The sequence below is a fragment of the Microbacterium helvum genome (genome assembly GCF_014779795.1).
In the GTDB taxonomy this organism is placed as follows: Bacteria; Actinomycetota; Actinomycetes; order Actinomycetales; family Microbacteriaceae; genus Microbacterium; species Microbacterium helvum.
In genome coordinates, this window is sequence record NZ_JACXZS010000010.1 from 168,450 (window position 1) to 194,158 (window position 25,709).

A 25,709-nucleotide genomic window follows, 5' to 3' on the forward strand; every position below is an offset into this window, starting at 1 on the left:
GTGCGCACATGCCGTTCAGTGCGCATCGGGGCTGTAGTTCAATGGCAGAACTTCTGCTTCCCAAGCAGACAGCGCGGGTTCGATTCCCGTCAGCCCCTCCACAGAAACCCCCTCCCTGAGGGGGTTTCTTCGTGTGCGGGCCGGGCTCGCGCTTCAGGTGGCGCAGGTGGCGGCATCCACTCGCCCGACACGACTATTCACGCCACCCGAATCGTCGCTGAGCGCGGCCCCCTCGGTTCGGGTGGCGCAGGTTGCGGCATCCCACCCCCCGAAGCGACCATCCACGCCACGCGAACCGATGCCGCGCCAACGTCGACCCGCAATCAATGGTTGCGCATTGAGTGAAGGCGCGCTAACCTGCAACCACTCATTGCAGATGGGAGTCGAGAGATGAGCAATCCGAACGAGTACGGAAGCATCGAGCAGTCGATCTTCATCGCCGCCTCGCCCGAGGTCGTGTACGACGTGGTGAGCCGGCCCGAGCACCTCAACCGATGGTGGACCGACGAGGCGGTCTACCAGCCGGTGCCGGGCGGTTCGGGCTACCTCGCGTGGGGCGATCGGGCGACGACGCGGCCGACCGAGGTCACGCTGACCGTCGTCGAAGCCGTGCCGGGCGAGCGGTTCTCGTTCCGGTGGATCTATCCGCGCGGTGAGACGCCCACGCCGGAGAACTCGATGCTCGTGACGTTCTCGCTGGTGCCGGACAGCGGCGGCACCCGACTGACGGTCACCGAAGAGGGCATGCGCGAGCAGGGGTGGGAGGCCGCGAAGCTCGAGGCGTACTACCTCGAGCACGTCGACGGGTGGATGCGTCACCTCGCGGATCTCGCGCGCTACGCGCCGGCGGTGGTCGAACGGGTCGACGGCTGATGCCCGCCGAGATCGACGACGAGCTCTGGACCGCGATCGGCGACCCCACGCGCCGACGTCTGCTCGACCTGCTCCTCTCGAACGGGCCGGGCACGGCGAGCGGGCTCAGCCGCGAGCTGCCCGTCTCGCGCCAGGCCGTCGCCAAGCAGCTGGCGGTACTGGAGCGGGCGGGGCTCGTCGTCGCCACGGCGTCGAGCAGGGAGGTGAGGTTCGGAGTGGATCCTGAGCAGTTCGCGCGGGCCGTCGACCAGCTCTCGGCCGTCGGGCAGGCGTGGGACCGGCGACTGCACCGGATCAAGGCCATCGCCGAGAGCGTTCAGAAGGAGCGGGACGCCGACCAGGCTCTTCCTCAGCGCGCCGATGAGGCATGAACTCCGCACCCTGACCGCGCGCCGGCCTGAGGCGTCGGCGGTCAGCCGACCCGGGTGTACGTGCCGCGCACCAGCGGCGCAAGGTCCGCGTCAGCGGGCACGGCGGTGTCGAGCTCGACGGCGAGGCCCTCCCCGTCGCGGCGGAGGCGCATCACCGTGCGGCCGCGGTCTGAGCTGCGGTCGAGGACGAGAGTGTCGCCGTCCCACGCTGCTGAACCGGGAGCCTGCGGCACGAAGCCGTAGGAGTCGAACCACCAGAATCCCGCGCCCGCGACGACACCGTGCGCGTCGAGCCGCCCGCCGTCACGGACCTCGACGTAGTCGAAATGGATGCCGTCGGGCCCTGGTCTCACGACGATCGAGCCCTGCGCAGCCCCGGCCGCCGTCCACGCGGTCGCGAAGAGTTCCTCCTCGCCGTTCCACTCGCCGAACAGGGACTCGAATCGCGGGGAGGATGCCACGCGCCGAACCTACCACCCGGCGCGGTTCGTCAGCGGGCGACACGGCGCCGATTCCCGCCCACGCCGGGGATCCACCCGCTGCACGGCGGCCGGGCCGAACCATACTGGGACATATGCCCGCCATCGCCGCCCACGAATACTCGCCCTGGGACTTCTGGCGCGAAGCCTCCGTCGACGACCGCGAGGCGCAGCTCGCGCTGCAGCGCACGCTGACCGAGGGGCGCTCCGACCATGAGCTCGGCGACGAGTGCTTCATCTCGGGGCTCGCGTCGATCGACAACGACGCGCTCCGACTCGGCGACCGCACCTACGTCGCGGCCGGCGCGTATCTGACCGGCGATCTCGTCACCGGCGCGGACTGCAGCATCAACCCGTACACCGTCATCCGCGGCAAGGTCACGATGGGCGACGCCGTGCGCATCGGTGCGCACACCTCGATCCTCGGGTTCAACCACTCGATGGAGTCTGGCACCCCCGTCTTCCGCCAGCCGCTCACCTCGAAGGGCATCGTGATCGGCGAGGACGTGTGGATCGGCTCGCACGTGGTGATCCTCGACGGCGTGCGCGTCGGATCGCACTCGGTGCTCGCGGCGAGCGCCGTCGTCACGAAGGATGTGCCCGAAGGCGCGGTGGTCGGGGGCAACCCCGCCCGGTTCATCCGCTGGCGCGTCGAGCCCGACGACACCGGCATCGACCCCGCCGCTGCCGCAGACGCCGCTGCCCGGGCAGAGCAAGAAGCCGTCGCACCTGAACCTGAAGAGGTGGATGCTCCGGCCCTCGGCCTCATGCCCGCCCTCGCCGGGAGGCACCCGGGGCGCGCGCTGGCGGCCGTCGACGAGGACTCCGACGTCGACCCCGACTCCCCCGTCGTCACCGGCGACACAGGGCACGGAACGGCCTCGCCCTACGCACCCGATGGCGGGCGCGACACCGTCGTCGACGAGGCGGACTCCGACCCCGAGACCGCCCCGACTGCGGACGAAAGCCCGACCGCGCCCGCGGACGTCGTTGCCGGCACGATCTCCGCCGCGCCCGAACCGGTCCTCGACCGCACCCCCGCTCCGTCGACTGCCTTCACCCTGGCCACCGGCGCGGCTCTGACGACGCCCGACGCGTACGACGGCCTCGGCGAGCGCGTCGCCTCGTTCGCCGCGCGGGTGCGGGGTGAAGCATCCACCGTCCTTGAACGCGCGTGGCGCGAAGACCTCGACCTCTTCGCCGACCGGCCGGGCGCGGCGCCCACGGTGCGCGCGCAGTGCGACGCGATCGAGATCGCCGACCTGCTGCTCGGCACGGCGCCCACGCAGGCGTCGGCGGCCGCGCAGATCCGTCGGCTGAAGGAGTGGCAGGACGCCACGACCGGTGCCGTCGCACCGCTTGACGCGGACGGTCGAGCCCAGGAGGGGCTCGGGTACTCGCACCCCGATGTGGCGTACCACGTGCTGAGCGTCGGGTACGCGCTGGATCTGCTGGGCTCGTCGTTCCCGGCTCCTCTCACATGGGTGACGGCGGCCACTCCCGAGCGGGCGGTCGCGTTCTGCGAGAGTCTGCCGTGGGCTACCGACACGTGGGGCGCCGGACACCACGTGGACGGCTTCGGCACGGCGATCCTGTGGACACGGCGTGCCGGCCACGCGATCGCGCCGGGTGTGGAGGAAGCGCTGTTCGGGTGGCTGCTGCTGCACACCGACCCGCACACCGGCATGTGGGGCGCACCCGCGCCGGACGGCGACCTGCTGCCGGTCGTCAACGGCTTCTACCGCGCCTCGCGCGGCACGTTCGCGCAGTTCGGCGTGCCTCTGCCCCGCCCCGAGCGCATCATCGACACCGTGCTGCGCCACGCGCGAACTCCGCGGTGGTTCGCGCCCGGCGCGCGCAGCGCGTGCAACGTGCTGGACGTCGCCCACCCGCTCTGGCTCACGCGCGGCACCGGGTACCGCGGCGACGAGGTGCGCGACCTCGCCGCCCGGCTGCTGTCGGACGCGCTGCAGACCTGGGCGCCGGGTGCCGGCTTCTCTTTTCGCGAGCCCTCGCCCGCCGCCCGCGGCCTCGCCGAGACCGAGCCCGGCCTGCAGGGCACCGAGATGTGGCTCGCCATCGTCTGGTACCTCGCCGACCTCGCCGGCGTCTCGGACGCACTCGGCTACCGCCCGCGCGGCGTGCACCGCCCCGAGCCCGCACTCACGCTGCCGTAGCCGCGTTCGCTGAGGTGGAGTGACGGATACCTCGACCGCCGGCCGCGACCCTACGGCGTGAACAGCACGTCCGCGCGCTCGCGCGGCGAGAAGCGTGCCGCGAAGTCGCGGTCGTTGGGAACCCAGACTTCGTTCCACAGTGAGACATGAGGGCGGCCGAGTGCGGCATCCCGAGCCATTCCCCGACGCTGAGCGGTCGCCGGGTCGACATCGCACCACACCGCGAGATCGAGGGCGTGCAGTGCATCCGGATGGAACAGCCCGATCTGATCGACCACGAGGATGCGACCGGCGGGCACCGGCTCGAGAGGGCCGAGGGCGCGCATCGCCCAGTCGTACCGCCGGAACTCCCCCGGCCGGCCGGACCGGAACGGCGCGAGCACCTCGGCGACCAGGCGCTCGCGTTCGACGCCGTCCCAGTCCGAGGACCGCCGATGCGACCGCGTCGGATCGAGGAAGTCGTCGCCCCGCATCCGCACGGCACCGTCGAGCCGCGCGACCAGTGCGCGGGCGAGCGTCGACTTTCCTGCGCCGGCGAAGCCCGACACCCCGACGACGATGGGATGGGATGCCTCAGCCGCCGTCTTCTCTGCGACCAGGGTGAGGGCGTCCAGATCCATCCGCCCACGCTAGCGCCGCGTGGAATGTCGGAGGCCCTCCGCATCTTTGTTCTATGAACTTCTCGGCGCCGGAGTCACCCGCAGCGCGGCTGACCGATGCCGCGGCGCGCGTCGCGGCGCGCCTGATTCCTGCTGCCGGCGTCGCAGACCTCGACGATGACGACCTGCTGAGACTGCTCGCTGACGCGGCGGACACCCGCAAGGCGCTCGAGCTGATCGTGGCGGCGGCGTCATCCGAGGTGTCGCGGCGGTCGGCGCGCGAGCTCGGTTATCGGGGGCTCGCGCAGCGCAAGGGACTGCGCACCGGAACCGCACTTGTGCAGCAGATCACGGGCCTCGGCCGCGCCGACGTGACCCGTGCCGTCGACACGGGAGCCGAGCTCTTCCCTGTCCTCCCGACCGCGGCGGAAGGGCATGCCGCACCCGGACTGGCGCCGGCCGTCGCCGAGTGGCTGCAGCTGCTGCGGCGCGCGCTCGCGGACGGGGAGCTGTCGCAGGCGCAGTTCCAGGCCATCCGCGCGGGTCTGGGCGATCCACCTGTCGAGCGGTATCCCCAGCTCGATCCGGATTTCCTGCCCCAGGCGTGGGCACGGGCAGTGGTGCTGCTGCTCGAAGAGGCCACGACGCAGCCTGTCGAAGAGCTTCGCAATCAAGCCCGTGTCGCACGCGACCGCCTCGATCCCGTGGGTGTGACGCTGCGGTTCGAGGAGCGGTTCGCCGCGCGGTCCTTCCGCACCTGGACCGATGCGCAGGGGCAGCGTCACGGGCACTTCGTGTTCGACGACGAAGCAGGCGCCTGGGTCGACGCACTGCTGCAAGCAGCGCTGCGGCCTCGCCGCGGGCCACGTTTCGTCGGGGCGGATGCCGCCGATCAGACACGCCCGATCGATTCCGATGAACGCACGAACGAGCAGCTCCAGTACGACACGGTTCTCGCGGTGCTGCGGACCGGCGCAGCGGCCGATCCGCACCAGGCGTTCGGTGATCGTCAGCCGGGTGTTCGCATCATCGTCGAAGCCTCCGCCATCGCGGGCGCGGCCGAACGGGGCGGGATGACGGTGACGGGCGTCGGCCATCTCGAAGACGGCGGTCTCGCCGTCGCCCCTGGAGTCGTCGAGGCGCGATTGTGCGATTCCGGGGCCATCCCCGTCCTGTGGGGCACCGATGAACGGCCCCTCGACGTCGGACGCAAGCTGCGGTTGTTCTCTCGAAAGCAGCGCATCGCCATCGCGGCGCGCGATGGGGGCTGCATGTGGCCGTCGTGCACCGCGCCGATCTCGCAGTGCGAATACCACCACCTCGACCATTGGTGGGAGGACCACGGTCGGACCGACGTCGACGACGGCATTCCACTGTGCCGCAACTGCCATCTGCGCCTGCACAATCAGCGCTGGCGCGTCGGCCGGTCGAGAGATCCCGCGACGGGTGCCGACAGCTATTGGCTCTATCCTCCACCGGGTCCGCTCACGGGTGAGGTCGATGAGCCGAGGCGACTCGTGTCGAGATCACCCCGTCGATTCGAGGCGGCGTGAGCGGGCGCACGGGCGACGTGCGTGCTCCGTGGATAGGCTCTCCGTGGATGTGGCGATGAGATGCTTACGGGCGTGGCCATAACCGTCGTCCCGTACTCCCCCGAGTGGCCGAAGCTGTTCGCCGGCGTCGCCGACGACCTGACGCGGGCGCTGCGCGGGGTTCCGGTCGTGGCGGTCGAGCACGTCGGCTCGACGTCGGTGCCCGGCCTCGCGGCGAAGCCCGTCATCGACATCGACGTGATCGTGGAGCGTGAAGACGTCAGGGCGGCCATCGCGGCACTCGTCAGGGCGGGATACACGCACCGGGGCGATCTGGGCGTCACCGACCGCGAGTCCATGGCTGAGCCGGACACCCCGCGCCGCAACGTGTACGTGTGCGTCGCGGGCACCCTGCACGTGCGCAATCATCTCGCGGTGCGCGACATCCTGCGCCGACGACCCGACCTGCGGGACCGCTACGCAGCGGTCAAGACCGCGCTCGCGCAGGATCCCGAGCTTGACATCGACGCGTATCTCGCCGGCAAGTCGCCCGTGCTGCAGGACGTGCTGGCCGAGTCCGACCTCACCGAGGACGAGAAGGATGCGATCTTCCGGTTGAACACCGGGGCCTGACAGGGGCGGTGGCGACCTAGGGAGTCGGTCATGGAGCGAGGAGCGCCGGTGAGGAGGTTCTGGTCGTTGAGCGAGCGGAGCGAGACGAAACGTCGTAAGCCGCGTGGCGGGCGCAGTCATCCGACGACGCTGCGCGGAGCTGTCAGGGGGTTGGGCTCGCTCAACGAGCGGGAGCGGCGGATGCGATCACGGGGTGCAGGTGCTCGCTCACGAGGGCGACCGTCGCCTGGCGGGCGCCGGCGGCGAGGCAGCCGGTCAGGTCGACGCCGGCGAGCGACGCCGCGAGGAAGCCGGCGAAGAAGGCGTCGCCCGCGCCGTTCGTGTCGACCACCTCGACCGGGACGGCAGGCACCTCGGACCGCTCCCCCGCCGCCGACAACGCGATCGCTCCCTGCGCACCCAGCGTGCACACCGCGAGCCGCGGACCTCGGTCGAGACAGCTCTGCATGAGCGCCCACGGGTCATCGGTGCCGTCGTCGTTCATGAACACGACATCGGCCGCACGCAGGAACGGCTCGTGGAACGCCGACGCTCCGTCGTAATCGTGCAGGTCGGTCCAGATCGGCGTCCCGACTGCTCCTGCCTGCCGGCGCTCCACGAGCGCCGCACCCATCTCGCTCAGGTCGACCACGGCGATCTCCGACCGGTCGAGCGCGGTCTCGATGCGGTCGAGGTCCGACGCCGTCGGCGACGACGGCGTCGACAGATAGAGGCTCACCCGCTCCCCCGCGTGCGTCATGAGGTTTGCGTGCCGCTCCGTGCGCTGCGAGTCGTATGCCTGTAGCGGAACATTCCCGGTGGCCAACGTGCGAGCGACCTGCTCACCCTCCTCGTCCTCGCCGATCAAGGCGTGCAGCGCCACGTCGACACCGAGGTCTGCGAGGTGCAGCACCTTGCCCGCTGACGTGCCGCCGAGGGTGTGCTGGTCGCCGAGCGCGAACTGCATGTGCGGCACCGGTTCGGGCAGTCGGTCGAGCACGATCAGATGGTTCCACGAGGCCGGGCCGCACACGGCGACCCGGGCCGTGTGCGGCTGGGCAGAGACAGATGCGGACGGCATCCGCTCAGTTAACCAGGTTTTCCATCGCTTGTGTAAGCGCTTGCAGGAGCTGACGTGCCTGATGCAGGATCGTGATGTCTGCCGTGGTCGTGACGGGCTTAGGTGTGACCTCGTGAAGCGAGAGTCGACCGGGCGAGCTCGGGCAGGCGTACGTCGACATCACCACGGTGGACGGGGTCGTCACGGCGATCACCGCCCCCGCGAACGACTACTCCGATCTCTGACCTCGCGGCGGTCTACTCCTCGCGCGGGCCCAGCTCGGGCGCGGCGACGAAACGGACGACCGGCTCGACGACGCGGTCGAGTTCGATGACCACGAGCGTGTTCTCACCGGCGCGCAGCGCCGCGGCGGGCACGTACAGCGTGCGCTGTGGCCCGTTCGACCAGTAGCGTCCGAGCACGAAGCCGTTGACGATCGCGTACCCCTTGCCCCATCCGCCGGTGTCGAGGAACAGATCGGTCACCTCGTCGAGGTCGAACGAGCCGCGCAGCACGAACGGCCCGATGTCGGCGGACCCCCCGGTCGGCGCCATGGCCGCGTCGCGTCCCAGCGCGGCCACATCGAGAGGCGTCGCTGTCCATCCCGCGAGCGGCGCACCGTCGAGAAATACTCCTCCGACCAGGCCTTTCACCTCGCCGAGCCGCACGTCGTAGTTGACGCGGCCCTGCTCTTCGACCAGCACGCGCAACCGCCCGGCCGGGACGACGATCGCATCCTCGCCGCGCGTGCGCGACAGCGTGCCGACCGCGGCGCCGTCGACCGACACCCAGGCGTGGTCGCGCACCTCGCCGAAGCGCAGCACGCCCGCGGCCGGCAGATCGGTCTCGTATGCCACGAGCGCGCTGAGGTGCTCGAGCTGTTCGAAGGTCGGCGGCATGTCATGACGTGCAGGGGATGCCGCGACCGCGACCTCGACCGCCCGCACCTCGACCTGGAACACAGGAGCCGGATCGCCGGCGGCCGGAACCTCGTCGGGCACCGGGGCGTACTTCGCGATCACGTCGCGGAAGGCGAAGAACTTGTCAGTCGGCCGGCCGGCTTCGTCGAGCGGCGCGTCGTAGTCGTACGACGTGACGATCGGCAGGTAGCGACCCTTGTGGTTCGCACCGTTGGTCAGGCCGAAGTTGGTGCCGCCATGGAACATGTAGAAGTTCACCGATGCCCCGGCCGCCAGCAGTGCGTCGAGTTCGGCCGCGGAGTCAGCGGCCGACGTGGTGTGGTGCGCGGCGCCCCACCAGTCGAACCAGCCGTCCCAGAACTCGGCGCACATGAGCGGCCCCGTGGGCTGGTGGCGGCGCAGCGTCGCCAGCCGTTCCGGCGCGCGGGAGCCGAACGAGCCCGTCAGGTGCGCACCCTCGACGCGTCCGTCGCTGAGCATCTGGTCGGTGGGCTGATCGATCGTGGTCAGCGGCACGGTGATGCCGGCATCCCTCGTCACCCGCACGAGGTGCTCGAGGTAGGCGGTGTCGGAGCCATACGCGCCGTACTCGTTCTCGATCTGCACGAGCACGACCGGACCGCCGCGGTCGATCTGGCGCGGCGCGACGATGTCGTAGACGCGCTGCAGGTACGTCGTGACCTCGGCGAGGTACGCCGGCTCGGAACGACGGAGTCCGATGCCCGGCATCCCGGTCAGCCACACCGGCAGACCTCCGTTATGCCATTCCGCGCATATGTAGGGCCCCGGGCGCACGATGGCATGCATCCCTTCAGCGGCGACGAGGTCGAGGAAGGCACCGAGGTCGTTCCAGCCGGTCGCGTCCCACTCGCCGCGGACGGGCTCGTGGGCGTTCCACGCGACATATGTCTCGATGGTGTTGAGGCCCATGAGCCGTGCTTTGCGGATGCGATCCGCCCACTGCCCGGGATGGACGCGGAAGTAGTGCAGTGCACCTGACAGGACCCGGAACGGCTCGCCGTCGAGCAGGAAGTCGGTCTCACCGATCGCGAACGAGCGCGGTGCGGGGGAGTCGGTCACTGCGCTGCGCCCTGGCGTGCCTGCAGCACCGCGGCGAGTCGCTCCAGCTGCGATGCGTCTTCGAGCGCCGAACCGACGGCGGCGACTCGCACGCCGGCCGCGAGATACTCCTCGACGTTCGACGCGTCGAGGCCGCCGGTGGCGACGAACCGCACCTGCGGGAAGGGGCCGCGGATGTGCGTGAACCAGCCGCTGCCGAGCCACGTGGCGGGGAACGCCTTGAGCCAGGTCAGCCCGAGCGACACCGCCAGCTGCACCTCGCTCGGCGTCGCGACGCCGGGAAGGATCGGGATGCCGGCGGCCTGTGCCGCGCGGACCACCACCGGGTCCAGGCCCGGCGAGACGAGATACTTCGCGCCGGCGTCGGCGGCCTGCGCGACCTGCGCGGGCGTGATGATCGTGCCGGCGCCGACGATCTTGCCGCGCTCATCGGCTGCGGCCACGACCGCGCGCAGCGCCTGCTCGTCCTCGTCGGTCTGCAGCGGCACCTCGACAGAGTCGATCCCGAGGTCCCACGCCGTCTGCGACAGCCGCACGGAGCGTTCCACGCCCATTCCGCGCAGGATCGCCATCAGCGGTGCGCCCGCGAAGGCGCTCTCGAACCAGTCGGCGGTGGTGTCGGTCATCGGTCTTCCTCTCATGACGGCGAAGATCCGGCATGCGCCACCACGGGCGGCATGCCGGTCAGTGTGCGGACGGCTCGTCGATCGAGTCCGTCGTGGTCTGCAGGGTGCGTGCGGCGCGGGCGTGGCCGGCGCGCAGGCTGTCGGCGAGCGAGTCGCCCGAGAGGCGACCGGCGAGGTAGCCGCCGGCGAAGGCGTCGCCGGCGCCCACGGCCTCGACGACCTCGACGACCAGCGCCGGTTCGAAGACGACCTCTCCGTCGGTGTACACGGTGGCGCCGGTCGAGCCGTCCTTGACGACGAGCTCGTCGACGTCCGGCAGCAGCGCCCGCACGTCCCCGGCTTCGACGGTGCCCCACAGCGTCTCGGCCTCGTCGCGACCGACGAGCACGATGTCAGCGCTGCGGGCGAGCTCGAGCAGCACAGGGGCGGCGGTGGCGGCATCCCACAGGGGAGCGCGGTGGTTGACGTCGAACGACACTCGCACGCCCTGCTCTCGCGCCCGGGCGATCACCCTGACGAGGAACGCCCGCGCGGTCGAAGAGATCGCGGCGGTGATGCCCGACACGTGCAGCAGGTCGACGCCGTCGAAGGCCACCGAGTCCGCATCGAGCTCGCACAATGCCGACGCGGCGGACCGGTCACGGTAGTAGAGCACGCCGTTGCCCGGGTCCTTCACGTACAGGCCCGTGCGGCGGGTGCCGTCGTAGACGACACGCGACACGTCCACGCCGCGCGCGGCGAGCTGCCGCGCGATGCGGCGGCCGAGCGCGTCGTCACCGAGACGGCTGAACCACACCGCCCGATGACCGAGCGCGGCGGCATGTGCGGCGACGTTCGACTCGGCACCGCCGGCATCCAGCAGGAAGTCCTCGGCGTCGGCGACGGGTGCCGCGATGACGGGCGCGACCATGGCCATCGTCTCGCCGATGGCGAGCAGAGTGCGGGGCATCGACCCAGCGTATCCAGCCGGCCCGGTCACCGGAGGTCGGTGACGGGGGCGGCGTCCATGTCGTCGAAGGCCTGGTTCTCGCCGGCCATCGCCCAGATGAACGTGTACGCCGAGGTGCCGACGCCCGAGTGCAGCGACCACGAGGGCGAGATGACGGCCTGGCGGTCGGCGATCACGAGGTGACGGGTCTCTTCGCGCTCGCCCATGAGGTGGATGACGCGGGCGTCCTCGGGAAGGTCGAAGTACAGGTAGCACTCGGTGCGGCGATCGTGCGTGTGCGCCGGCATGGTGTTCCACATCGAGCCGGGGTGCAGCTGGGTCACGCCCATCACGATCTGGCACGAGCGCACGCCGTTCTCGTGGATGTACTGGTTGAGCGTGCGGCGGTTCGAGGTGACCTGGTCGCCGAGCTCGCGCACGGTGCCCTCGCCGGGAGAGACGAGCGCGGCCGGGTACGCGGTGTGCGCCGGCGCCGAGAACAGGTAGAACTGCGCACCGGTCTCACCGTCGGCGGCGTCCGCGAATGCGACGGAACGGATGCCGCGACCCAGGTACAGGCATGCGCCCTTGACGAGCGTGTAGACCTCGCCGTCGGCGGTGACCGTGCCGGTGCCGCCGACGTTGACGATGCCGACCTCGCGGTGCTCGAGGAAGTAGTCGCTGCGGATCTCGGGGTAGCCGCCGAGCTCGAGCACGCCACCGGCGGGCACGGCACCACCCAGCACGATGCGGTCGTGGTGGGTGTAGGTCAGGCGGATCTCGCCCGGCACGAACACGTCGGGGATCAGGTAGGTGTCGCGCAGGTCCTGCGTGGTCATGCCCGGGATCTGGGCGGGGTTGGTCGCGTAGCGCTGCGGGATGTGCTGCTCGGTCACGAGTTCTCTCCTGGTTCTGCGTGTGTTCGGTTCGGGTGAGTGGATGCCGGCGGCCTAGCGGACCAGCCAGCCGCCGTCGACGGGGATCACGGCCCCGGTGACGTAGGCGGCGGCGTCGGACGCGAGGAAGACGAAGACGCCCTGCAGGTCGGACGCGTCGCCCCAGCGGCCGGCCGGGATGCGCGAGAGGATCGAGGCCGCGCGGTCCTCGTCGGCGCGCAGCGGTGCGGTGTTGTCTGTGGCCATGTAGCCCGGCGCGACCGCGTTGACGGTGACTCCGGCGGCGGCCCATTCGTTCGCGAGCGCCTTGGTGAGCCCGGCGACGGCGTGCTTGGAGGCGGTGTAGGCCGGGACGAGGATGCCGCCCTGGAACGACAGCATCGAGGCGACGTTGATGATGCGTCCGCCGCCCTGGGCGAGCATGTGGCGACCCGCGGACTGCGAGAGGTGGAACACGGCGTCGAGGTTGATCGACAGGACGTCGTCCCAGTCCGAGGCGGGATAGTCGACGGCGGGGGAGCGGCGGATGGTGCCGGCGTTGTTGACGAGGATGTCGAGCCCGCCGAGCTCGGCGATGACCTCGTCGACAGCCGAGGTCAGCTCGTCGGGCGTCGCCGACACCAGGTCGCGCTGCACGCGGTGCACGCGTCGCCCGGTCTGCTCGATGAGCGCGGCGGTCGCCGACGCGTCGCCGCGGTCCAGCAGCGCGACGTCGGCGCCGGCTTCGGCGAGGGCCAGGGCCGCGCCCTGACCGAGCCCACGGCTGGAGCCGGTGACGAGGGCCACCTTGCCGTCGAGTCGGAACGAGTCGAGGATCATGCGGTGGCCTCCTGGCTGGCGTCGGGTGCGGCGACGAAGGTGGTGGTGAGCTCGCCGATGCGCGAGATGCGGATGGTCACGGCGTCGCCGGGGGCGAGCGGCCGGTGCGCGTCCTGCGCGTCGGGGAGCTTCTGCGGGGTGCCGGTCGAGACGATGTCGCCCGGCTCGAGGGTGAGCACCTGGCTCAGGTGGTGGATGACGTACGCGACGCTGAAGATCGTGGTCGAGGTCGACTGCGACACCGTCACGACGCCGTCGCGCACGACCTCGACCAGCAGGTCCTCCGGGTCGCCGAGCTCGTCGGGGGTGACGATCCAGGGTCCGAGCGGTGCGAACCCGTCGGAGCACTTGCCGAGCGCCCACTGGCTCTGCCGCCGCTGCCAGGCGCGGTCCGACACGTCGTTGAGGATCGTGTATCCGCCGACGTGACCGAGGGCGTCTTCCAGCGACACGCGCTGCGCGCGGCGGCCGATCACGACCGCGACCTCGCCCTCGTAGTCCACGTCGGTCGCACCCGGCGGGATGACCACCGGATCGGCAGGGCCGGCGAGGGTGTTCGGGGTCTTGACGAACACGTCCGGGTACTCGGGGTCGTTCGCGGTGGGGTCCACGCCGTCCGGCACGTGTCCGCGGTAGTTGTACCCGAGGCACAGGATCTTTCCCGGCGTCACCGGCGCGAGCAGCGCACCCGCGTCGAGCGCCGGGAGCGCAGCGGGATCGGATGCCGCCACCGCGGCCGACGCGGCGCCCGGGGCGACGGCATCCGCCAGCAGTGCGGCGACCGATCCGGCGAACCCGCCGAGGTCGAGCAGCCGGTCGCCGACGACGGCGCCGGGCCGTGGCCCGGACGCGCCGGCGTACGTGACGAGTCTCACCAGTACTTCTTCCAGTCGGGGTTCGCGACCCGCATGAGCGCCTCGAGGTAGAAGTAGTCGCCCCAGAGGGTCCCCTCGTCCACGCCGTTCCCCTTCGGCAGGTCGTAGACGGAGTGCAGGATGAGGGCGTCCGAGTCCTCTGCGGCGGCGGGCGTGTAGTTCGCGATGAGCGAGGCCAGGATCGCGTGGGCCCGGGCGGTCCATTCGGCGGCACGTGCGGCATCCACCTCCACCGAGGCGAGCTCGAGCAGGCCGCACACCGCGATCGCGGCAGCCGAGCTGTCGCGCGGCGCGTCGCTGCCGTCGGTGTAGACGAGGTCCCAGAAGGGCACGTCGTCGGCGGGCAGGTGCCGCAGGAAGTACTCCGCGCAGCGACGGGATGCCTCCAGCAGGCGCTCGTCGCCGGTCACGGCGTAGTTCATGGCGAAGCCATAGATGCCCCACGCCTGGCCGCGTGCCCAGCACGACTCGTCGGCCGCGCCCTGCTCGGTGCCGCCGCGCAGCGGCTCGCCGGTCTCGGCATCCCAGTAGAACGTGTGGAACGTCGAGTCGTCCGCGCGCAGGATGTGCTCGCGCAGCTGTGCGGTGTGGCGGCGGACGACATCGTCGAAGCGAGGCTCGCCGGTCTGCTCGCCCGCCCAGGTGAGCAGCGGCATGTTCATGAGGCTGTCGATGATGGTGCGGCCGCGCTGCGCGGGGTCCGACAGATCGCCCCACGCCTGGATGATGCCGGCGGGCTCCAGGAAGCGGCGCATCAGGTGGTCGGCCGCGAGCAGCGACGCCTGGCGGGCCGCCTCGTCCGCGCCCAGCCGCCAGGAGGCGACGGTCGACAGCGTGTACAGGAAGCCGAGGTCGTGGGTGTCGAGATCCTCTTCGGCACGCACGCGGCGCTCGAAGTCGGCGACGTCGACAAGGGCCGCCTCGCGGTAGTCCTCGGCGCCGGTGAGCTCCCACGCGAGCCACAGCATGCCGGTGCGGAAGCTCGTGGTCCAGCCGCGGTTGCCGCCGAGCGGGATGCCGCCTTCCGCGGGACGCTGCTCGTACCGGTCGTCGACCGTGGTGTCGTCGGGGTACGCGGGGCCGAACTTCGCGATGTTGCGGCGGATCGTCGACAGGGCGTCGGCGATGGCGTCGTCGACCTGGGGGGCTTTCGTGCCCGGAGCAGGCGAGGTGGACGTCATGGAGGGAATCCTTCGGAGTTGGAGGAGGAGTGGATGCCGCGGCCTCAGGCGCGTGCGGCGGCCGTCTCGTCGAGGTCGAGCACAGGTCGGAGGGTGAACCGGGAGTTGGTCCACGCGAGGTAGAGCGCCGCGGATGCCGTCAGCCCGAGGCCGAGCGCCGGCGCGGTGGCGAACACCGCGGCCTGCACGCCGAACGCGACGAGCGACACCGCGGTCAGGTACCAGCGGCGCAGGCCGAGGTGCAGGCTCGCGCGCAGCACGTCGCGGAATCTGGCCTGCGGCACCTCCGCGAACGCGACCAGCGACAGCAGGCCGACGCCGATCGTGAGCAGGCCGAGGACGCCGAGCAGCGGCACCGTGAACACGGCCGCGGGCGAGGCCGCCAGCATCCGCACATCCGCCAGCAGCACGACGATCACCGCAGTGGCGGCCACACCGATGACGAGCGCGCGCCACCACGTGTCGCGCAGGCCCGCGACGAAAGCGCGGATCGGGCCGAGACCGCCTTCGCCGTGCTCGCGGAACGCGCGGAACGCGGCGGCCACACCCGGCGCGGCCAGCGGCGCGGCGAGCGCGAGCAGCGGCCACGAGTAGGCGGGGTCGGTCGTCACGAGCAGCGCCACGAGCGGCAGGCACGAGACGACGAGCAGCAGGTTCACGATCAGGCCGAGGTAGATCATCCCGATGAGGGACGCCCACGTGTCGTGCGAGACCAGGCCGTTGAGCTTGGACAGGAAGCCGTTCTTGCTCATGGCATCAGCCCTTCAGCCCGCTCGTCGCGATGCCCTCGACGAAGTACTTCTGACCGAGCAGGAAGATGACCGCGATCGGGATCACCGAGATCGTCAGGCCTGCGAACAGCAGCGCGTAGTTCGTGTCGAACAGGTTCGAGACGAAGCCCTTGAGACCCAGCTGGATCGTCCACAGGTCGGGGTTGCGCAGATAGATGAGCGGTCCGAGGTAGTCGTTCCAGGTGTTGACGAAGGTCAGCAGGGTGAGGCTCGCCAGCGCCGGGATCGACAGCGGCAGCATGATCTTGCGCCAGATGGCGTACTCGCTGAGGCCGTCCAGGCGCGCGGCCTCCGACAGCTCTTCGGGGATCGTCTCGTAGAACTGCTTCATCAGGAAGACGCCGAACGCGCCGAACGCCTGCAGCAGGATGATCGACCACAGGGTGTTCGACACCTTGAAGTTCGAGAGCATGATGAACTGCGGGATCATGTAGGACTGCCACGGCACGGCGATCGTGCCGACGTAGAGCAGGAACAGCACGTCGCGGCCGCGGAACTTCATGCGCGCGAACCCGTACGCCGCGAACGAGCCGGTGAGCACCTGCAGGAAGGTGACCACCACGGCCAGGAACAGCGTGTTGCGGATCCAGACCAGCATGTTCGACTGCGTCCAGATGTCGACGTAGTTCTGCCAGACCCACGTCTCGGGCAGCCACTTGATCGGCACCGAGAACACCTCGTTCGACGACTTGAACGAGCTGAGCACCATCCACACGAACGGGGTCAGCAGGCCGATCGCGAAGATGATCAGGGCGATGTACATCAGGATGCGGGCGATCCGGCGTCCCGGGGTCAGCTTCTCGCCGTCGGCGTCGCGCTTGACGGGCTTGCCGTCGGCGAGCTTGCGCAGGCTGCGCACGGCGGCCGTGGGCGGCGTGAAGTCCGAGACCAGACGGTCGGCGGCATCTTTCTCCAGCTGCTGCTCGGCCATCACTTGTTCCCCCTCTTGTTCCACAGGAACTGGATGATCGTCACGATGATGCACATGAAGAACAGCGCCACCGCGGCCGCCGACGCGTAGCCGAACTGGCTCTCTTCGAAGCCCTTGCGGTAGATGAACTGCGACATCACGAGGGTCGACTGACCGGGACCGCCGTCGGTCATGACGAGGATCAGATCGAAGATCTTGAACGAGTTGATCGTCAGCATCACGGTGACGAAGAACATCGTCGGGCGCAGGCTCGGCAGTGTCACGTTCGTGAACCGCTGCCACGTGTTCGCACCGTCCATGCGGGCGGCCTCGTGCAGTTCGCGCGGCACGGTCTGCAGGCCCGCGAGGAACAGGATCATGTAGTAGCCCATGTCGCGCCACGTCGACACGATCACGACGGCGGGCATCGCCCACTCGGGCGAGGTGAGCCAGCCGGGAGGGTTCTGGATGCCGATGAACTTCAGGAACTCGTTGATCGGGCCGTACTCGGGGCTGAAGAGCAGGTTCCACACGACGGCGATCGCGACGATCGAGGTGATGTAGGGGAAGAAGGCGGCGGTGCGGAAGAACGCGACACCGCGGAGCTTGTTGTTCAGCAGCAGCGCCAGGCCCAGCGAGACGACGATCGTCAGCGGGATGTGCATCACCGAGTAGTAGAGGGTGTTGACGACCGAGATGCGGAAGCTGCCGTCGCCCATGAGGCGCGTGAAGTTGGCGAGCCCGATGAAATCGGCCTTGCCGAAGACGTTCCAGTTCGTGAACGCCATGTAGAAGAGGATCACGATCGGCACGAGTGTGAGGACGCCGAAGCCGATGAAGTTGGGGAGGATGAAGCTCCACCCGATGAGGGTGTTGCGCAGGCGCAGCTTCGAGCGCCGGCGGCGCGCGGGCGGCGGCGCGGTGCCGGCCTCGGTGGCGGTGATGGTCGCCATGGCGGACCTCCAGAGGGGCCTGTCGGGAGTGGGTGCTGGTGCGGTGCCCGGCCCGCCCGCGGGGAGCGGACCGGGCACCGGGTTCAGGTCTTCGACGGGCTCGGGGCCGGAGCGGAGCTCGGGGTTCCGGGCCCGTCGAAGCGGGGATCAGTCGGTGCCGACCTCGTTGGCGACGCGGTCCTGCGCCTCCTTGATGGCGTCGGCCGGCGACTGCGAGCCCGACATGATCGCGGTGTGCATGTCGCCGAGGATGCCCTGGATCGCGGCCGTCTTGTCGGAGGTCGGGTTCTCAGGGTGGACCTCGTGCGTCGAGTACGCGAACTTCGACAGGTCGTCGCTCGGAGCGCCGTCGACCGAGAAGTACGTGTCGACGACCGCATCGGTCAGCAGCGCCGGAGTGATGCCGATGCCCGCGAGCACCTGGGCGCCTTCTTCACCGGCGGCGAAGGCGAGGAAGTCCTTCGCGGCGGCGATCTTGGACTTGTCGATCGCGGCGTTGATGCCGAGGCCGGTCGGGTCGCCGAAGGTGACCGGGGTGTTGTCGAGACCGGTGGTCTTGGACGACTCCTGCGGGATCGGCGCGATGCCCCAGTCGAACGTGTCGGCGTCGCCCGAGGCCTGCTGGGCGATCAGCGTCGCGACGAACCACGTGCCCATGGGCAGCATGGCCGCGTTCTGCTTGCCGAACTCGCCCTGGTAGGTGAGCTGGTTGGCCTTGGCGGTGTTGTAGTCGACCTGGTCGCCGGCGTCCTGCATGGCGAGCTGGCGCTCGTAGAAGGGCTCCATGTAGTCGTACTCGCCCTTGAGGATGTCGCTGTCGGTCTGCGCGTTGGCGAAGCCCTGGACGGTCGACTGCCAGTTGTGCAGGTACGCGCCCTTGGCGGCGCTGCCCGCGGCCGTCAGGCCCTTGGTCAGCGCGTCGGCGGCGTCGGCGTAGTCGTCCCACGTCCAGCTGCCGTCGGGGTACTCGACGCCCGCCTGGTCGAACAGCGCCTTGTTGTAGTAGAGCACCCACGAGTCGTTGCGGTAGGGAACCGCGTAAGCGGTGCCGTCGACCTCGTACGACTTCGCGCCGCTGATGCCGTCGGGCAGCTCGACATCCGACACGTCGAGCAGCTGGCCGCCGTTCACGAAGGTCGGGACGTACTTGACCTCCTTCTGCGTGATGATGTCGGGGGCCGAGCCTGCGGCGAGGTCGGCGGTCACGAGCGTGTTGTACTCGGCCGCGTCGTAGCCCTTGAGCTCGATCGTGACGTCGGGGTTCTTCTCGTGGTACGCGTCCGCGAGCTTCTGGAACTCGGGCGTCGTGTCGAGGCTCCAGCCCGACATCGTGAGCGTGACCGGACCCGACGACTCCTCGGGCGCGGCGGCGTCGTCGCCGCTGCTGCAGCCGGCGAGGGCGAGCGTGGCGACCACGGCGATGCCGGCCGCGGCAGCGTATGAGCGCTTCATACTGGGGGTACTCCTTTGTGATTGCGGACCCTTCCTCGGGCCCATCGGGTTCACCGGTCCGCGTCGGACGCTTCTCCGGGGTTCGCGAGGCGACTGGTGGTCGCCGTCCCGTCCGGCCAGGAGACCGTGACGGTGGTGTCGCCGGCGTCCGTGCGGACGTCGACGGTCGCATCGCCGGACGATGCGAGGTCTGCGGCGGTGAGCTCGACGAGCGTGGCGATCCACGCTCCGGGCTCGACCGGGTAGGTCACGACCGGCACGATCGCGACGGGCCCGAGCGGGCTGGCGTCGAAGCGCTCCTCGAATGAGGGCGCGCCCGCGCCCAGGAGCGGACGGATGCTGCTGCAGAGGCCCTCCGCGGCGACCGAGGCCGCGGCATCCCTTCCCTCCACCTCGTCCTCAACTGAGGACGAGAGCCGAGATGAGGAGGAGGAGTCGGCGTTTCGCTCCTCAGACGGGCGCAGCGCCTCAATTGAGGACCGCGGGGTCTCGGACGCGGCGAGCGCCCAGCCGCCGACGCGGAGGCGCAGCGCACCGGCGTCGACGCAGGGCTCGAGGGAGTCGACACGCGTGAGGCGGACCTCCCACGGGCCGCGCAGCAGCGAATGGACGGTCACGACGCCGGCGAGCTCGACGTCGCCGTCGAGGCCCGAGCCGTGACGGTGCGCGGCCGGGCGCGGGGTGAGCCAGTGGGCGCGGGAGCGGGATGCCGCGATCGCGACCCGTGCGTCCCCTTCGCCGTCGACGCGCACGTCGATGAGCTCCATGGCGGCGCGGTGCGTGGCGCGGCCGGCCTCGTCCACGAGCGCGACGGACTGCTCCAGCGGCTCGTGCCACGCCGCCTGGTTCGCGAGCGGGCTCGTCGCGGTCGAGTAGCCGATGCGGGCGTACAGCGGCGAGTCGCCGACGAGCGCGCCGTCGGCGGCGTGGTCGCTGCCGTGGTTCGCGATGCGCACGATGCCGTCGGCCGCGGTGCCCGAGACGGCCCAGCCGGCGGAGCGGACGACACGCACGTCGTCTGCCGCCTCGACAGGGAGCGGCTCGGACGCGGCGGCCCACACCGGGTGATCGGCGGGCAGAGAGATGCCGAGCAGGCCCTTGACGGCCCAGTACGGCGAACCGGGTCCCGAGTACGACTGGGCGAGCTCGCGCCACTCGTGGTGCCAGCCCATCGTGAGCACGCCGTCGTCGCCCGGCGCGGCGTGGTCGACGAAGTGCGCCACGACGGCGTTCGCCGCGCGGCGCAGCTGCCCGAGCGGCACCGAGGGCACCTGCGCGATCGCGCCGACCCAGAACGGGGCGGCCGCGGCGAAGCGGTAGATGAGGCTGCGGCCCTGGATGAGGGGCGAGCCGTCGGCGCCGACGAGGGCCACCGCGTCCTGCAGGAAGCGGTCCAGACGAACGATGTCGCCGGCGGTGCGGCCACCGGCGAGTTCGTCGGCGCCCTGCATGCGCGACCACAGCACGGGGTAGGTGTGCAGCGCCCAGCCGACGTAGTGGTCGTACGAGCGCTCGAAGCCGTCCGAGATCCAGCCGTCCTCACGCACCAGAGAGTCGTGCAGGGCGAGGTCGTCGGCGATGTCGCTCGCCGACCACGGCCCGCCGACCGAGCGCAGGAACGTCTGGACGACGACGCGGAACCACAGCCAGTTGGTCTTCGGGTAGGTGGTGTCGCCCACGACGGGAGCGAGGTAGTCGATGACCCGCTGCTGCGTGAGCGCGTCCAGGCGGTCCCAGATCCAGGGGCGCGTCATGTCGAGCACGAGCGCGAGCGATGCGGCCTCGACCTTGGCCTGCGCGTGCTCGTCGAGCCGCACCCAGCGGTCGGCGGCATCCGGGTCGACACCCGTGACGATGCCCTGCCGGTAGAAGTCGGCGAGCTCCTCGGTGCCCTCGCCGCGTGCGCCCGCGATGCGGAAGCCGGCGAGCAGGAAGGTGCGGGCGAACCCTTCGAGGCCGTCGACATCGTGGCCGTAGCCGCCCTCGGCTCCGGGGAAGTGGATGCGGCCGTGCCCGGGCGACGCGTACGAGCGGGCGGTGTCGAGCAGGCGGTCCGCGAAGGCGACCCATTCGTCCCGGGTCCAGTCGGATGCGATCCCGTCGGCATCCAGCGCAGTGCGTGCGGATGTGCCGTCGTGCTGGACCGTCACTGGGATCTCCCTTGATCGATTTGTCGCCGTCCGCCGTCCGTAATGGCGAACGTTTGGGACTGTATCAACCCATTTCGTTCATTGCAAGACTGTTTTGGATTCGTTATGATCGTTTATGATCGCTTTGCGAGTACGGTGAATCGATGAGGAGGAACCCTTTGTCCGACGTGGATGCCGCAGCCCGGCCGTTCGCCGGCCGCCTGGCCGAGACCTACCATCAGCAGGCGAGCACGGACGCGGACGGATTCGCCTCGGTCCTCGCCGGTCTGCTCGCCGATCCCGCGCAGGCACTGCCGGTGCCGTCGTCCGCTGACCGTGGGGTCTGGGGGCCGGGCGGCTCGGCCGATCCCGCCTCGGTCCGCGGCATCCTCGATCGGGCCCGGGCCGATCTCGACCAGCCGTGGCCGGTGCCGCTCGCCTCCGCTGCAGCGCGTCTCCACGACGACGGCAACCGCGACGGCTGGGAGTCCGTGCTCTACGAGCGCCAGCGCCGCCTGTCGCGCGCCGCCGTCGCCGCCGCCCACTATGCCGACTACCCCCTTGTTCGTTCGTCACAGATGTACGCGGATCCGGCGGTTTCGCGTACATCTGTGACGGATGAACCCCCGGTGCTGGGCGAGCGCTTCCTCGCCGAGGTGCTCGACGGCGTGTGGCTGTTCTGCGAGCAGAGCTCGTGGTGCTGGCCCGCGCACGACGACGCCTTCCGCGTCCACGGCTCGGTGCTCCCCGTCGTCACCTCGCCGTACCTCGACCTCGGCGCCGGCGAAGTGGTGAGCCTGCTGGCGTGGCTCGACCAGCTGATCGGCGACCGGCTCGAGGCCCGGTACCCCGGCATCCGGTCGCGCATCCGTCACGAAGCCCGCGTGCGCATCTTCGAGCCGTTCACGCAGCGCCGCGACTGGCACTGGCTGGGGCTCGACGGCGACGTGCACAACTGGAACCCGTGGATCCACGGCAACGTGATCGTGGCGGCGCTCCGGCTGCTGGACGATCCGGCCGAGGCGGACGAGCGGGCCGCGATCGTGGCGCTCGCGCTGGAGGGCATCGACCGTTACGTCTCGGTGCTGCCCGAGGACGGTGCGATCGACGAGGGCTACGCCTACTGGTGGAACGGCGCCTGCCGCGCTCTGGAGGCCCTCGACGTCGTGCGCCACGCCACCGGGGGAGTGCTCGACGCCTCGGGCATCACCGCCCTGCGCGAGACCGTCGCGTTCCCCCACCGCATGCATCTCGGCGCCGACTGGTACCTGAACCTCGCCGACGGCCAGGCGAGAGTCTCGGCCGCCCAGCCCTGGCACGCGCTGCACCGCGCTGCGCTGGCCGCGGGAGATCGGGATGCCGCGGCCCACGCCGCCTCGCACCGCTGGGCCGAATCGCCCGAGTTCGGCGGCACGCCGGCCGCGATCGAGCACCCCGGGTTCGGGCGTCTGCTGCGTGGGATCACCGATCGGGACTGGATCGCCGCCGAGCCCACCGCTTCACCGTTCCCGCGCGACGTGTGGCTGCCGTCGACCGAGGTGATGCTCGCGCGGACCCAGTCGGGCACGGCCCGCGGCCTGACTGTCGCCGCCAAGGGCGGCCACAACGGCGAGCACCACAACCACAACGACGTCGGGTCGTTCATCGTCGCGTCCGACGGGGTGCCCGTGGTGGTGGATGCCGGGCGCCCGACGTACACCCTGCAGACCTTCGGACCCGACCGCTACGACATCTGGACCATGCAGAGCGGCTGGCACAACGTGCCGGTGATCGACGGCCTGGAGCAGCCCCCGGGCGCCGAGTTCGCGGCATCCGGAATCTCGGTCTCGCTGGCCGAGGACGCCGAGTTCTCGGCCGAGCTGTCGGGCGCCTACCCCGGCGTCGGCCCGTGGCACCGCACGGTGCGGCTCGACCGGGCGGCGCGGTGCGTGGTCGTGTCCGACGCGTGGACGCCCTCCCTCGCAGAATCGGATCCGCACGTGCGGACCGACGAGGCGACACGCCGGGAAGGGGATGCCGCGACCCGGCGTGTCGCGTCGGACCTCCGTACCAGCGGATCCGATGTTGTGCATCCGCGCCGCACCGAGGTGCGCCTGCTGCTCGCGGGCGAGGTGCGCAGAGACGGGGATGCCGTCGTCGTGACGCCGCTGGAGGACGCGGCGCCGGTGCGCATCTCGTGGCCCGCGGGCGTCGAGGCGTCGTTCGTCGTGCGCGAGCTCGACGACCCTGTGCTGTCGAGCGTGTGGGGCGACCGGCTCACCCGCCTCGATCTCGACGTGACGGCGCGCGACGGGATCGAGGTCACGGTAGAACTGGACCAGACGAACGCGGAGGACGCCTGATGACCGATCAGACACCGGCACTGCTGGCCGCCGAGCGGCGGGCGCATGTGCTGGCCTCGCTCGAGCGCGACGGCGCGGTGCGGGTCGCCCAGCTCATGGACGAGCTCGGCGTCGCCCCCGTGACGCTGCGGCGCGACCTTGCCCAGATGGAGCGAGAGGGACTGCTGGTGCGCGTGCACGGCGGCGCCGTGCCGACGGCGGGCTCGCTGGACGAACTCGATGCCGCCGTCTCCGCCCCCGGCACCCGCGCCGGCTCGATCGCGATGCTCGTGCCGTCCCTGACGTTCTACTACCCGACCGTCGTGCGCGGCGCAGAGACCGAGGCAGCACGTCACGGCATGCGCGTGGTCGTGCGCGGCGCCTCGTACGAGCTGCAGGACGAGCGCCCGGTGCTGGAGCGCCTCGTCGACACCGAGGGGGTCCGCGGTCTCGTCCTGGCGCCCAACACGGACACTCCGCACGCGCAGGACGTGGTGCAGTGGCTCGCCGAGTGCGGCGTGCCGAACGTGCTGGTCGAGCGGGACGCCGTCGTGCAGCCCGAGGGGAGCCCGGTCGAGAACGTCACCACCGACCACGCCCTCGGCGCCATGCTCGCCGCACGCCACCTCGCCGCGCTCGGCCACCGCCGGGTCGGGCTCATCATCGCCCGCGACTCTCCGACCTCGCGCAAGATCGCCGCGGGGTGGCACGCCGCGTGCGCCGAGCTGGGGCTGACTCCGGCCGACCAGTTCGAGACCAGCCTGCCGCCGCGCACGAGCCCGGATTTCTCGGATGTCGTCGATTCCACGCTCGATGCCGCGCTGGCCAACGGCGTGACCGCGATTCTCGTGCACTCCGATCCCGAGGCGATGGCGTTCGTCGATCTCGCGCTCAACCGCGGTCTCTCGGTTCCCCGCGATCTGTCGGTCGTCGCCTACGACGACGAGGTGGCCGAGATCTTCACGCCGCCGCTCACGGCGGTCTGCCCGCCTCGCGTGGCGGTCGGCAGGGCTGCGGTCGACCTCGTCGTCCGCCGACTCGAAGACCCGACGCGTCCCGTACACCGGGTCGTGCTGAACCCCACGCTCAACGTGCGCGGCTCGACCGCGCCGCCGCGCAGCGCCTGACCGGCTAGTCTGCGAGCGCGGCGGCGCGCCAGTCCGTGAGCACGCGTGCCGTCGCGCGCGTGTGGGCCCACGGCATCTGCGGCACCTCGAGCCGCCCCTCGGCCAGGGCGAGCGAGAGCGCATCGGCCTCGGCCGCCATCGGCTGCACCGTGCCGACCTCGATCGTGCGCTCCCCGGTCCCGCGCCGCACGATCAGCGTCGACGGGCTCTGAACCCGGTTGCCCCAGGCCTTCGGAAGCACCACGTCAGCGTCCGTGAACCGCAGTACGACAGTGTCGGAGAGCCTCTGGATGACCGAGGTCGCGATCGTCGCACCGACCGCACCGAACCCGAGGTCGACCGACGCGGTGCCGTCGACCCCGGCGACGAGCTCGGACTCGAACCGGTGGTATTCCGGCGCATCGATCGGCTGGCCCGCGGCGGCGGCGAGGTCGATCGCGAGCGCGACGGGGTAGCAGCCGACGTCGAGGATCGCTCCGCCGGCGAGCGCAGGGTCGAACACGCGTCCCGTGCGCGAGGCCGCGGCCGAGCCCCGCGCCGCCTCGATCCGTTCGAGCGTGCCGAGCTCACCGCCGGCAGCGAGGTCGCGCAGCGCCTGGGCGAACGGCCCGAATCGCGTCTTGAACGCTTCGAGGAACGGCCGCTGCGTCGCCGCGGCGGCGGCGAGGATCCGTTCCACCTCGCCGAGGGTCGGGCTCGCGGGCTTCTCGCACAGCACGGCCTTCCCCGCCTCGAGCGCCCGGATCGCGAGATCGGCATGCGTGGTGTGCACCGTGGCCACGTAGACCGCGTCGACGTCGTCGCGCGAGAGGATCTCGTCGTACGTCCCGGCCGCCTCGGCGCCGTGTTCGCGGGCGAACGCGTCCGCGCGCTCCGCCGACGAGCTGCCGACCGCGTGGAGGACTCCGCGCTCGGACGCAGCCAGTCCCACGACGAAGTCCCGGCTGATCGCTCCGGGCCCGAGCACGGCCCATCTCGTCCGTGTCATGAGCCTGATG

General features: G+C 70.8%; 23 protein-coding genes and 1 tRNA gene. 8 read left to right on the plus strand and 16 right to left on the minus strand.

Annotated elements, in window-relative coordinates; genetic code table 11:
• The first annotated feature begins 27 nt into the window (after window positions 1–27).
• The 3 genes from IF188_RS15350 to IF188_RS15360 all read left to right on the plus strand — a co-directional run bounded on the left by IF188_RS15350 (window position 28) and on the right by IF188_RS15360 (window position 1,244).
• A tRNA-Gly gene (locus tag IF188_RS15350) sits at window positions 28–101 on the plus strand.
• Between the two features lie 289 nt (window positions 102–390).
• Window positions 391–873 carry an SRPBCC domain-containing protein gene (locus IF188_RS15355; RefSeq protein ID WP_191172669.1) on the plus strand — a complete coding sequence of 161 codons (483 nt, stop codon included), beginning with the start codon at window positions 391–393 and terminating at the stop codon, window positions 871–873.
• The gene (locus IF188_RS15360) at window positions 873–1,244 is read left to right on the plus strand and encodes an ArsR/SmtB family transcription factor (RefSeq protein ID WP_191172670.1); all 372 of its coding nucleotides are present in this window, start codon (window positions 873–875) and stop codon (window positions 1,242–1,244) included. Before IF188_RS15355 ends, IF188_RS15360 begins: the two co-directional genes overlap by 1 nt.
• 41 nt (window positions 1,245–1,285) lie before the next feature.
• Here the strand turns inward: IF188_RS15360 and IF188_RS15365 are convergent, their stop codons facing one another.
• Window positions 1,286–1,705 (minus strand): hypothetical protein, encoded by a 420-nt coding sequence (locus tag IF188_RS15365; protein WP_191172671.1) that lies wholly within the window; start codon window positions 1,703–1,705, stop codon window positions 1,286–1,288.
• Between the two features lie 113 nt (window positions 1,706–1,818).
• Between IF188_RS15365 and IF188_RS20240 the strand changes: the two genes are divergently transcribed.
• Window positions 1,819–3,900 carry an acyltransferase gene (locus IF188_RS20240; RefSeq protein WP_224751936.1) on the plus strand — a complete coding sequence of 694 codons (2,082 nt, stop codon included), beginning with the start codon at window positions 1,819–1,821 and terminating at the stop codon, window positions 3,898–3,900.
• A 50-nt stretch (window positions 3,901–3,950) separates the two neighbouring features.
• Here the strand turns inward: IF188_RS20240 and IF188_RS15375 are convergent, their stop codons facing one another.
• Complete coding sequence (locus tag IF188_RS15375) at window positions 3,951–4,520, minus strand: uridine kinase family protein (RefSeq protein WP_191172672.1); 570 nt, start codon at window positions 4,518–4,520, stop codon at window positions 3,951–3,953.
• Between the two features lie 53 nt (window positions 4,521–4,573).
• Between IF188_RS15375 and IF188_RS15380 the strand changes: the two genes are divergently transcribed.
• Both IF188_RS15380 and IF188_RS15385 read left to right on the plus strand, forming a co-directional pair.
• Window positions 4,574–6,052 carry an HNH endonuclease signature motif containing protein gene (locus IF188_RS15380; protein WP_191172673.1) on the plus strand — a complete coding sequence of 493 codons (1,479 nt, stop codon included), beginning with the start codon at window positions 4,574–4,576 and terminating at the stop codon, window positions 6,050–6,052.
• A 72-nt stretch (window positions 6,053–6,124) separates the two neighbouring features.
• A complete protein-coding gene (locus IF188_RS15385) occupies window positions 6,125–6,664 on the plus strand; it encodes a GrpB family protein (RefSeq protein ID WP_318152899.1) in 540 nt (179 codons plus the stop codon).
• A 160-nt stretch (window positions 6,665–6,824) separates the two neighbouring features.
• Here IF188_RS15385 and IF188_RS15390 read toward each other — a convergent pair whose 3' ends face one another.
• The 13 genes from IF188_RS15390 to IF188_RS15450 all read right to left on the minus strand — a co-directional run bounded on the left by IF188_RS15390 (window position 6,825) and on the right by IF188_RS15450 (window position 21,284).
• A complete protein-coding gene (locus IF188_RS15390) occupies window positions 6,825–7,724 on the minus strand; it encodes a carbohydrate kinase family protein (RefSeq protein WP_191172675.1) in 900 nt (299 codons plus the stop codon).
• A gap of 236 nt (window positions 7,725–7,960) precedes the next feature.
• Window positions 7,961–9,703 carry a glycoside hydrolase family 35 protein gene (locus IF188_RS15395; RefSeq protein ID WP_191172676.1) on the minus strand — a complete coding sequence of 581 codons (1,743 nt, stop codon included), beginning with the start codon at window positions 9,701–9,703 and terminating at the stop codon, window positions 7,961–7,963.
• Entirely contained in the window at window positions 9,700–10,329 is a 630-nt protein-coding gene (locus tag IF188_RS15400; protein WP_191172677.1) for a bifunctional 4-hydroxy-2-oxoglutarate aldolase/2-dehydro-3-deoxy-phosphogluconate aldolase, read from the minus strand. Before IF188_RS15400 ends, IF188_RS15395 begins: the two co-directional genes overlap by 4 nt.
• 58 nt (window positions 10,330–10,387) lie before the next feature.
• Window positions 10,388–11,278 (minus strand): sugar kinase, encoded by an 891-nt coding sequence (locus IF188_RS15405; protein WP_191172678.1) that lies wholly within the window; start codon window positions 11,276–11,278, stop codon window positions 10,388–10,390.
• Window positions 11,279–11,304: 26 nt separating this feature from the next.
• Window positions 11,305–12,153, minus strand: coding sequence for a 5-dehydro-4-deoxy-D-glucuronate isomerase (gene kduI, locus IF188_RS15410; RefSeq protein WP_318152900.1), 849 nt, complete (start codon window positions 12,151–12,153; stop codon window positions 11,305–11,307).
• Between the two features lie 54 nt (window positions 12,154–12,207).
• On the minus strand, window positions 12,208–12,972 hold the full coding sequence (kduD, locus tag IF188_RS15415; protein ID WP_224751937.1) for a 2-dehydro-3-deoxy-D-gluconate 5-dehydrogenase KduD: 765 nt from the start codon (window positions 12,970–12,972) through the stop codon (window positions 12,208–12,210).
• Window positions 12,969–13,847, minus strand: a complete 879-nt coding sequence (locus IF188_RS15420; protein WP_191172679.1) for a fumarylacetoacetate hydrolase family protein — start codon at window positions 13,845–13,847, stop codon at window positions 12,969–12,971. Before IF188_RS15420 ends, kduD begins: the two co-directional genes overlap by 4 nt.
• Complete coding sequence (locus IF188_RS15425) at window positions 13,844–15,028, minus strand: glycoside hydrolase family 88 protein (protein ID WP_191172680.1); 1,185 nt, start codon at window positions 15,026–15,028, stop codon at window positions 13,844–13,846. The genes IF188_RS15420 and IF188_RS15425 overlap by 4 nt, the downstream gene beginning before the upstream one ends.
• A gap of 44 nt (window positions 15,029–15,072) precedes the next feature.
• Complete coding sequence (locus IF188_RS15430) at window positions 15,073–15,780, minus strand: ferredoxin-NADPH reductase (RefSeq protein WP_191172681.1); 708 nt, start codon at window positions 15,778–15,780, stop codon at window positions 15,073–15,075.
• 4 nt (window positions 15,781–15,784) lie between these two features.
• A complete protein-coding gene (locus IF188_RS15435) occupies window positions 15,785–16,750 on the minus strand; it encodes a carbohydrate ABC transporter permease (protein ID WP_191172682.1) in 966 nt (321 codons plus the stop codon).
• Window positions 16,750–17,682, minus strand: a complete 933-nt coding sequence (locus IF188_RS15440) for a carbohydrate ABC transporter permease (protein ID WP_191172683.1) — start codon at window positions 17,680–17,682, stop codon at window positions 16,750–16,752. Before IF188_RS15440 ends, IF188_RS15435 begins: the two co-directional genes overlap by 1 nt.
• 147 nt (window positions 17,683–17,829) lie before the next feature.
• A complete protein-coding gene (locus IF188_RS15445; protein ID WP_191172684.1) occupies window positions 17,830–19,134 on the minus strand; it encodes an ABC transporter substrate-binding protein in 1,305 nt (434 codons plus the stop codon).
• 50 nt (window positions 19,135–19,184) lie between these two features.
• Window positions 19,185–21,284 (minus strand): DUF2264 domain-containing protein, encoded by a 2,100-nt coding sequence (locus IF188_RS15450; protein WP_191172685.1) that lies wholly within the window; start codon window positions 21,282–21,284, stop codon window positions 19,185–19,187.
• Between the two features lie 143 nt (window positions 21,285–21,427).
• On the opposite strand from IF188_RS15450, the gene IF188_RS15455 reads away from it, so the two are divergent.
• Both IF188_RS15455 and IF188_RS15460 read left to right on the plus strand, forming a co-directional pair.
• Window positions 21,428–23,605: a heparinase II/III domain-containing protein gene (locus tag IF188_RS15455; RefSeq protein WP_224751938.1), complete on the plus strand. Its 2,178-nt coding sequence runs from the start codon at window positions 21,428–21,430 to the stop codon at window positions 23,603–23,605.
• Window positions 23,605–24,711: a substrate-binding domain-containing protein gene (locus tag IF188_RS15460; RefSeq protein ID WP_191172686.1), complete on the plus strand. Its 1,107-nt coding sequence runs from the start codon at window positions 23,605–23,607 to the stop codon at window positions 24,709–24,711. Before IF188_RS15455 ends, IF188_RS15460 begins: the two co-directional genes overlap by 1 nt.
• Window positions 24,712–24,715: 4 nt before the next feature.
• Here IF188_RS15460 and IF188_RS15465 read toward each other — a convergent pair whose 3' ends face one another.
• The gene (locus tag IF188_RS15465; protein ID WP_191172687.1) at window positions 24,716–25,699 is read right to left on the minus strand and encodes a Gfo/Idh/MocA family protein; all 984 of its coding nucleotides are present in this window, start codon (window positions 25,697–25,699) and stop codon (window positions 24,716–24,718) included.
• Between the last annotated feature and the right edge of the window lie 10 nt (window positions 25,700–25,709).